We start from the raw sequence: 6,725 nt of genomic DNA on the forward strand, positions 1-6,725 counted from the left end.
CCTACGCTCACCGCATGCGCGACATCAGCTACCCCCCGATCATCTGGACGGCGAAGACCGCGTTCCGCCTGCTGGGCCAGCGCTTCCAGCTCAGCGGGACCGAGCACGTGCCGCGTGACGGCGGGGTGCTGCTGGCGTTCAACCACGTCGGCTACCTGGACTTCATCTACGGCGGGTTCGCCGCGCACCCCTCCCGCCGCCTGGTCCGGTTCATGGCCAAGAAGGAGATCTTCGACCACGCCGTCGGTGGGCCGGTTATGCGCTCGATGCACCACATCGCGGTCGACCGCGGGGAGGGCCTCACCTCCTACCGCTCGGCCATCGACTACCTCCGCGCCGGCGAGGCGGTCGGGATCTTTCCCGAGGCCACCATCTCCCGGTCCTTCGAGGTCAAGGACATCAAGACCGGCGCCGTGCGGATCGCGGCCGAGGCGGGCGTCCCCCTGCTCCCGGTGACACTGTGGGGCACCCAGCGCATGTTCACCAAGGACCACCCCCGCGACTTCGCCCGCGGCAAGACCATCGCGATCCGGGTGGGGGAGCCGCTGCACCCCACCGGGGCCGACCCCGTCGCCGAGACCGCGGATCTGCACGCCGCGCTCTCGGGCCTGCTGGAGGAGACCATCCGCGAGTACCCCGCCGACGAGCAGCCTCCCGGCTCCTGGTGGCTGCCCGCGCGGTTCGGCGGCTCTGCGCCCACCCCCGAGGAGGCCGTCCGCCTCGACGCCGAGGAGAAGCGGGCGCGTGCGGCCAAGCGCGCCGCCAAGCGCGCCGGCGCCTGAGCTGTCCTCCCACTGCCGGCGGGGGTAGTCCGTCACGTCCCGGCCCCGGTGACCACCCCCAGGGGCGCGCGCGTGGCGGACTACCCCGACGCCCGTCCGTGCCCGGCCGTGCCGACGAGCCGATCTAGCCTTTTGTCGACAAAGCGACAAGTCCCCCGATCGACAAGACCGCTCAGATCACCCGGTCGTGCCGGTTCCGCGGGTCCATGATGTCCACGATCCGCTGGAGGTCCTCCAGGGACGCGAACTCGACGGTGATCTTGCCCTTCGCCTTGCCCACGTCCACCTTGACGCGCGTCTCGAAGCGGTCCGACAGGCGGTCGACGACCTCGGAGACCGCCGCCGGCTCCGGCCGGGCACGCCGGGGCGCCTTCCTCACGCTGCCGGTGTCGCCGACGGCCACGATCTCCTCGAGCCCGCGCACGCTGATGCCCTCGGCGACGACCCGCTGCGCCAGCCGGTCCTGCAGTCCGGCGTCCTCCACCGCCAGCAGGGCTCGCGCGTGACCCGCTGACAGCACCCCGGCCGCCACGCGTCGCTGGACCGCGGGGCTCAGCCGCATGAGCCGGAGCGTGTTGCTGATCTGCGGGCGCGACCGGCCGATCCGCTGCGCCAGCTCCTCGTGGGTGCAGCCGAAGTCCTCGAGGAGCTGGGCGTACGCCGCGGCCTCCTCGAGCGGGTTGAGCTCCGAGCGGTGCAGGTTCTCCAGGAGGGCGTCCCGGAGCATGTCGATGTCGTCGGTGTCCCGGACGATCGCGGGGACCCGCTCCAGGCCGGCCTCCTGCGAGGCCCGCCACCGGCGCTCGCCCATGACCAGCTCGTAGGCCTCGTCCCCGGTGCGCCGCACGACGATCGGCTGCAGCAGGCCGACCTCGCGCACCGAGTGCACCAGCTCGGCCATCGCGTCCTCGTCGAACACCTGGCGGGGCTGGGCGCGGTTGGGGACCACCTGGCCGACGGGGATCTCGGCGAAGTAGGCGCCGGCGACGGGTGCCAGCGGCTGCTGACCGGAGTCGGTCGCGCCGGCGGGGTCGGCGCCGGGGGAGGGGGCGTCCGGACCGGGTGCGCCGCCACCGGACGAGGCGCTCGTGGATCCGTCGGCACCGGCCCCGGCGGAGTCGTCCTCCACGGAGGTCGGCGGCGCGGTGGGGATCAGGGACCCGAGGCCGCGCCCGAGGCCGCGGCGTGCCGGCGGCTTGCTCATGCGCTCGCCCCGTCGGCGGTACGGCTCTTGGTGGCGATCTCGCGGGCTGCCTCCAGGTAGCTCAACGCACCGGGCGAGCCGGGGTCGTAGGTCATCACCGTCTGCCCGTACGACGGCGCCTCCGAGACCCGCACCGAGCGGGGGATCGCGGTCCGGAGCACCTGGCTGCCGAAGTGCTCGCGCACCTCCTCCGCCACACCGGCCGCGAGCCGCGTGCGTGCGTCGAACATGGTGATGAGGATCGTGGACACGTCGAGGGTGGGGTTCAGGTGCGCCTTGACCATCTCGACGGTCTCGAGCAGCTGGCCGAGCCCCTCCAGCGCGTAGTACTCCGCCTGGATCGGGATGAGCATCTCGTCGCCGGCGACCAGCGCGTTCAGCGTGAGCAGGCCCAGCGACGGCGGGCAGTCGACGATCACGAAGTCGAAGCGGTCCTCGCCCGCCTCCGCCGCCGTGCCGACGAGCGGGTGGCCGCTGATCGCCTTCTTCAGGCGGCCCTCCCGTGCGACGACGCTCACCAGCTCGATCTCGGCGCCGGCCAGGTCGATGGTCGCGGGGACGACGAAGAGGTTTGGGAGGTCCTCGCTCGCGGCGATGACGTCGGTGAGCGGCACGCCGTCGACCAGCGCGTCGTACGTGGACGGGGTGCCCCGGCGGTGCTCGACACCGAGGGCAGTGGACGCATTGCCCTGCGGGTCGAGGTCGATGACCAGGACGCGCTGGCCGAGCTGCGCCAGCGCCGCCGCGACGTTCACCGTGGAGGTCGTCTTGCCGACGCCGCCCTTCTGGTTCGCCACGACGAAGACCCGGGTGGCGTCCGGCCGGGGGACCGAGGGACGGCTGCCGGCGCCCTGTCGCGCCAGGATGCTGTGCTGAGCCGCCTTGGCGAGCGGCGTCTGGTCGTCCTCGAACCCGGCGTTGTACGTCGCGAGGTCGGCTGCCGTGCGAACGGTGAAGCCGCTGCCGCCCGTTTCACGTGAAACCTCGGTGGACTCGGGCACGCCGCCTCCTGTGGACAAACTAGGTGAATCTGTGGACAGTCACGCTCAGCGGGCTGCTGGGACCGGTGGATAACCTGCGGAGAACCCCTCCACCTGCTAGCCGCGTCCCTTCGGCCGGCTGCGGCGCCCGGACGACGACTTCCGACGACGTCCGGACGACCCGGCTCCGGCGTCGCTGCTGAGCGGCCAAGATACCGTCGCGGGATCGGCCCACGAAACCCGGACCGCGCCGGTCGTCTGCTCGAGCAGGCCCACGCCGAGCTCGCGGACCTCCGGTTCCGCGCACCCGAGTCGACGAAGCACCGGCCGCGCCTCATCGATCTCGGTGACGACCGACGAGCCCTTCATCGCCACGAGCGCGCCGTGCGCGTCGACCAGCGGCATCGACCACTCGAGCAGCCGCCCGAGCGGTGCGACCGCCCGGGACGTGACCACGTCGAAGCGGCGCTTCCCGTGGAGGGCATCGGCGCGGCCGCGGACCACCTCGACGTTGTCCAGACCGAGCCCCTCGACGACCTCGGCGAGGAAGGTGGTGCGCCGCAGCAACGGCTCGACCAGGGTGAGCGCCAGGTCGGGGCGGGAGATCGCCAGGACGAGGCCCGGCAGGCCGGCGCCGGAACCGATGTCCGCCACGACCGCGTCGGCCGGGAGCCACTCGCCCAGCACCGCGCAGTTCAGCAGGTGCCGGTCCCAGAGCCGGGGCGCCTCCCGGGGACCGATCAGCCCCCGGACGACGCCGTCCGTCGCCAGCAGCTCGGCGTATCGCTCGGCGAGCGCGAGCCGGTCGGAAGGGAACACCCTCCGTGCCACGTCGGGCACGGAGGGTGCGGGTGTTTCACGTGAAACGTCGTCGCTCATCGCAGCGGCGGAGCCGTCACTCCGGCAGGACCACGACGTGACGGCGCGGCTCGACGCCCTCGGACTCCGAGACCAGCCCCGCGGCTGCGACGGCGTCGTGGACGACCTTGCGCTCGAAGGGCGACATCGGGTCCAGGGAGACCGGGGCGCCACCCTCCCGGACGCGGGCGATGGTCTGCTCGGCCAGGGCGACGAGCTCCTCGCGCTTCTGGGCGCGGTAGCCACCGATGTCCAGCATCAGCCGCGAGCGCTCGCCGGTCTCGCGGTAGACGGCGAGGCGGGTCAGCTCCTGGAGCGCGTCCAGGACCTCGCCGTCCCGACCCACCAGCTGGGAGAGGTCGGCACCGACGATCGACACCGCAGCACGGTCCCCCTCGACGTCCATGTCCAGGTCACCGTCGAGGTCCGCGATGTCGAGCAGCTCCTCGAGGTAGTCGGCGGCGATGTCGCCCTCCGCCTCGAGCTCCTCGACGCGGGAGCGGGCAGAGGGAGCCTCGGCGGCGGGGGAGGCAGCAGTCTCCGACCCGGCGGTCTCCTCGATGACGTCGGCCGGCTCGGTCGTCTCGTCGCTCACTTCTGCTTCCCACCTTCGGTCGTGCCGCCAGCGGGCCGCCCACCGGAGGACTTGCGTTGCTGTCGGGTCTGCTTGCGCGGCTGCTGCCGCTGGGCGGCACGGCGCTCGGCCGGGGTCTCCGGTGCCGCCTCGACGACCTCCGAGGCGACCGGCTCGCCCTTGCGCGCGGCCTTGGCCTTGTCCCGCTCCTGCTTCGCGGCGAAGGCCGGCGTGCCCGGAGCAGGGTTGTTGCGGATGACGTAGAACTGCTGGCCCATCGTCCAGACGTTCGAGGTGGTCCAGTAGAACAGCACGCCGATGGGGAACGCGATGCCACCGACCGCGAAGACCAGCGGGAGCACGTAGAGCAGCATCTTCTGCTGCTGGGCGTAGGGGCCGCTGAGCGCGTCGGCCGGCATGTTCTTGCTCATCAGCTGGCGCTGGGTGAGGAAGGTGGTGGCCGTCATGGCCACGACCAGGAACGCCGCGAGCACCATGACGCCGATGTGGCCGTCGGAGTTGACGAAGGTCGCCGAGATGGGGAGCCGGCCGAACAGCTCGGCCTCGCCGAAGTCCTGCGCGAGGGATCGGGTCAGCAGCCCGTGCGGCGTACCGTCCTTCGCCGCCTCGTTCAGGAGGTGGAAGAGCGTGAAGAAGATCGGCATCTGCAGCAGGATCGGCAGGCACGAGGCGAACGGGTTGGTGCCCGTCTCCTTGTAGAGCTTCATCGTCTCCTGCGCGAGACGCTCCCGGTCGTGGCCGTACTTCTTCTGCAGCTCCTTGACCTTGGGCTGGATCAGCTGCATGTTCCGGCTGGACTTGATCTGCTTGACGAACAGCGGGATCAGCGCCGCCCGGATCACCAGGGTCAGCCCGATGATCGACAGCACCCACACGGCGCCGCCCTCGGGGTCCAGCCCGATCATGGTCAAGAGCTTGTGCCAGGCGATCAGCACCGCCGAGATGGCGTAGTACAGAGGCGTGGCGATGAAGCCGAAGATGTCGCCGATGATGCCCACCGATCAGGCTCCTTGCTGAGTGGTCGGGGTACCCGTGCGGCCACGGGCGGGACGTTGGGGGACGGGGTCGTAGCCGCCTGCCGCCCACGGGTGGCAGCGACCGAGCCGGCGCACGGCGAGCCACGTGCCGCGGATGCTGCCGTGCACCGTGACCGCCTCGAGCGCGTACGCCGAGCACGACGGGTGGTAGCGGCAGACCTGCCCGTAGAGGGGACTGATCACGGCCCGGTAGCCGCGCAGCAGCGCGATGAGGACGTGCTTCACCAGCGCACCGCCGTCACGACCGCACCGGGCCGGGCACCACACGACGCAGCCCCCGGGCCAGGTCCTCGGCCAACGCGTCGTACGACGCACCGGCAGCGGCCGGGAGCGCTCGGACCACGAGCACAGCAGAGCCCGGGAGCGACGAGACGTGCTCCCGGGCGAGATGGCGCAGGCGGCGCTTCACGCGGTTCCGGACGACGGCGTTGCCCACCGCCTTGCTCACGACGAAGCCCACTCGAGGCGGGCCGTCGGCGTCGCCCACCGGCGTCCACAGGTGGACCACCAGTGTGCGCGACCCCGCTCGCTCCCCGGCCCGGGTGGCGAGGCGGAACGAGTCCGCGTCGACCAACCGGTGCGCCGGAGGGAGCACAGCGGGGTCGGAGCTGGGCGGTGTGCGGCGACGACCGTCAGACGGCCAGGCTCTTGCGGCCCTTGCGGCGGCGCGAGGACAGGATGGCGCGGCCGGCACGGGTGCGCATGCGCAGGCGGAAGCCGTGCACCTTGTGGCGGCGACGGTTGTTCGGCTGGTACGTACGCTTGCTCACGAGCTCTTCCTTCGGTGTGTTCGGGGAATCGACCCCGGCGGGATCGGCGATGCCGTCACGTCTTGTGACGCCTTTTCGGCTGGCACCGCCCACCCACGCGAGACCTGTGGCTCCCGTGGACGTGCGGCACCGGTCGACACCGGGTGACCGGCCAACGGTACGCGCAGCCGTTTCCCAGGGTCAAACCGACGAGCACCGCTGGGGATGCACCGTCGGACCCAGCCTACGGGCCTGTGGATGACGTCTTGCTGGTCCCGCCGCCCGAGGGTTACGTTCGGGGCCGTCGAGATTCCCCTCCGGCCTGCGCCGGACCCGCAGGCGTCGCCCACGTGACTCCGGTCACGTAGCCGCGCATGACGGGTCTGACCTGCGAAAACGTCGATTTCGAACCTGTCGGCGCCGGGCCTCGGCCAGACTCCTCCACAGCGAGCGGGTCGCGTTCACAACCTGTGGACAAAGCTGTGGAACTTCGCGAGCAACGAGAAGGGGACCGCCCACC

9 protein-coding genes are annotated in these 6,725 nt (G+C 71.7%); 1 reads left to right on the forward strand and 8 read right to left on the reverse strand.

Translation table 11 applies throughout. From position 1 onward, the window contains the following. Nucleotides 1-14: 14 nt before the first annotated feature. Nucleotides 15-782 (forward strand): 1-acyl-sn-glycerol-3-phosphate acyltransferase, encoded by a 768-nt coding sequence (locus OSR43_RS21260; protein WP_302268832.1) that lies wholly within the window; start codon nucleotides 15-17, stop codon nucleotides 780-782. 172 nt (nucleotides 783-954) lie between these two features. Here OSR43_RS21260 and OSR43_RS21265 read toward each other — a convergent pair whose 3' ends face one another. The 8 genes from OSR43_RS21265 to rpmH form a co-directional block, all read right to left on the reverse strand. Beyond that, nucleotides 955-1,986: a ParB/RepB/Spo0J family partition protein gene (locus tag OSR43_RS21265; RefSeq protein WP_302268833.1), complete on the reverse strand. Its 1,032-nt coding sequence runs from the start codon at nucleotides 1,984-1,986 to the stop codon at nucleotides 955-957. Further along, nucleotides 1,983-2,987 carry a ParA family protein gene (locus tag OSR43_RS21270; protein ID WP_302268834.1) on the reverse strand — a complete coding sequence of 335 codons (1,005 nt, stop codon included), beginning with the start codon at nucleotides 2,985-2,987 and terminating at the stop codon, nucleotides 1,983-1,985. The genes OSR43_RS21265 and OSR43_RS21270 overlap by 4 nt, the downstream gene beginning before the upstream one ends. A 96-nt stretch (nucleotides 2,988-3,083) precedes the next feature. After that, nucleotides 3,084-3,797, reverse strand: a complete 714-nt coding sequence (rsmG, locus tag OSR43_RS21275; protein ID WP_302268836.1) for a 16S rRNA (guanine(527)-N(7))-methyltransferase RsmG — start codon at nucleotides 3,795-3,797, stop codon at nucleotides 3,084-3,086. A 64-nt stretch (nucleotides 3,798-3,861) separates the two neighbouring features. Continuing rightward, the gene (locus OSR43_RS21280; protein ID WP_302268837.1) at nucleotides 3,862-4,419 is read right to left on the reverse strand and encodes a R3H domain-containing nucleic acid-binding protein; all 558 of its coding nucleotides are present in this window, start codon (nucleotides 4,417-4,419) and stop codon (nucleotides 3,862-3,864) included. Next, complete coding sequence (yidC, locus tag OSR43_RS21285; protein WP_302268838.1) at nucleotides 4,416-5,417, reverse strand: membrane protein insertase YidC; 1,002 nt, start codon at nucleotides 5,415-5,417, stop codon at nucleotides 4,416-4,418. The genes OSR43_RS21280 and yidC overlap by 4 nt, the downstream gene beginning before the upstream one ends. Before the next feature lie 3 nt (nucleotides 5,418-5,420). Further along, entirely contained in the window at nucleotides 5,421-5,684 is a 264-nt protein-coding gene (gene yidD / locus OSR43_RS21290; RefSeq protein WP_364866832.1) for a membrane protein insertion efficiency factor YidD, read from the reverse strand. 10 nt (nucleotides 5,685-5,694) lie between these two features. Beyond that, nucleotides 5,695-6,051: a ribonuclease P protein component gene (rnpA, locus tag OSR43_RS21295; protein WP_302268840.1), complete on the reverse strand. Its 357-nt coding sequence runs from the start codon at nucleotides 6,049-6,051 to the stop codon at nucleotides 5,695-5,697. Nucleotides 6,052-6,088: 37 nt separating this feature from the next. Further along, on the reverse strand, nucleotides 6,089-6,226 hold the full coding sequence (rpmH, locus tag OSR43_RS21300; protein WP_011758123.1) for a 50S ribosomal protein L34: 138 nt from the start codon (nucleotides 6,224-6,226) through the stop codon (nucleotides 6,089-6,091). Nucleotides 6,227-6,725: the final 499 nt, after the last annotated feature.

The organism is Nocardioides sp. Arc9.136 (assembly GCF_030506255.1).
GTDB lineage: Bacteria > Actinomycetota > Actinomycetes > Propionibacteriales > Nocardioidaceae > Nocardioides.

Coding starts and splice junctions, on each gene's coding strand:
- OSR43_RS21260 (WP_302268832.1), top strand. CDS start 15: ATGCGCGACATCAGCTACCCCCCGATCATCTGGACGGCGAAGACCGCG.
- OSR43_RS21265 (WP_302268833.1), bottom strand. CDS start 1,986: ATGAGCAAGCCGCCGGCACGCCGCGGCCTCGGGCGCGGCCTCGGGTCC.